This window comes from Mesorhizobium sp. M7A.F.Ca.US.006.04.2.1 (genome assembly GCF_004022915.1).
GTDB classification, from domain to species: Bacteria; Pseudomonadota; Alphaproteobacteria; order Rhizobiales; family Rhizobiaceae; genus Mesorhizobium; species Mesorhizobium ciceri.
This window is the reverse complement of record NZ_RZQA01001260.1, coordinates 1-1,264: the sequence shown is the minus strand read 5'-3', so window position 1 is coordinate 1,264 and position 1,264 is coordinate 1. Positions and strand designations below refer to the sequence as shown.

2 protein-coding genes are annotated in these 1,264 nt (G+C 61.9%); one reads left to right on the top strand and one right to left on the bottom strand.

What is annotated here, in order from left to right; all coding sequences use genetic code 11:
• Positions 1-151 precede the first annotated feature (151 nt).
• Positions 152-445 carry a hypothetical protein gene (locus EN925_RS36420; protein WP_063171642.1) on the top strand — a complete coding sequence of 98 codons (294 nt, stop codon included), beginning with the start codon at positions 152-154 and terminating at the stop codon, positions 443-445.
• A 105-nt stretch (positions 446-550) separates the two neighbouring features.
• Here EN925_RS36420 and EN925_RS36415 read toward each other — a convergent pair whose 3' ends face one another.
• Positions 551-940: a hypothetical protein gene (locus EN925_RS36415; protein WP_024502648.1), complete on the bottom strand. Its 390-nt coding sequence runs from the start codon at positions 938-940 to the stop codon at positions 551-553.
• Positions 941-1,264: the final 324 nt, after the last annotated feature.

The window sequence follows — 1,264 nt, the reverse complement described above, 5'->3', positions numbered from 1 at the left end:
GCCACCGGTCAGGTCGCGGATTTCTCCAGGATCGCAGGTTAAGGCGAAGAAAATATTCTCTGCTACCGGCCGTTCGAGCCGGCTTACAGTCATATGGCGATGATCTCTCCGTGGCAAAAGGGACATGTTCCCCAACCCCACGGAGACTTCCATGAATTCCGATCACGAAATCGAAGTGACAGAAGAAACTCCCGCCGAGGCGCTTGAATCCGCTTCCGAAACTATTCTCGATCATGCCGCCGCCGCAGCGATCGAAGCCGCTGACCTGTCTGATGACGACGAAGACGGCGACGATGAAGAAGGCGAAGAGTCCACCGAAGCTGCCACGCTCTCGGATGACGACGAAGATGAAGACGAGGACGAAGACGACGCCGAGGACAGCGTGAAGGCTGAAGGCGACGAGTCCGAAGAAGAAGACGACGACGACAAGGAAGAAGCGGCCTGATCTTTTCAGCCGCCGAGTCTATCGATGGCAAGGCGGCGCCGAGGCGCCGCCTTTTCCTATCAGCCGTCCCCGAAGCCGACTGTCAGCCGCCCCGGCGACGGCCCGTCAGTTCTCGAGAATGCTGACGCGCACGCTGTTTTCGTAGACGTCGACCTGGATCAGCGGTTCGCCATTGACGATGGCGCGCTTGGTCGAGGAACTCATCGCGCCGCCGCGTTCCAGCATGCGCTGCAGGTCGGCGCGCTGGTCGTTGGTCCTGAACCAGCCATCAGCCTCGTCGTCGCTGTCACGGCGGTGGAATTTGTGCCAGTTGGCGCGGTCCTGCCGCACCATCTGCGCGGCATTGTCCAGCGCATAGCCGTCACTCGCCTGATGGTCGCGATCGGAAATGCGCGCGACATAGGATCCCAGCATGTCGTCGGCATGAGCCGCGACGACGCCAAGCAGTGACGCCAGCAATAGGCCTGCTCCGGTCACGATTCCAGATTTTCTCATGCTTTCCCCCTTTACCCCTTAGCGATGAAATCCCGTCTGCCAGAACCGCCTGACGAAATACAGGCGATGGCGTCTGGCGGCTGAAATAAGCCGAAACCGAGTTTGTTTGGCAATCGTGCGCCGGGCGCCAGATCGCCGTCAAGTCACGCCTTCGATGTCGGCTGTCTTTGAGGCGGGGCTACTTGGTGTAGCCGTTGGGAGGCATGCGCTGCCCTGCTGCCGGGGCCGGAGCGCTCGGCGGGGCGGGTTGGTTCTCGGCGTTTCCTGAGGGGGCAGCGGAAGCGGTGGCCGTTGCCGGCGCGGTGCCAGCGGCCGGCGCGGCAC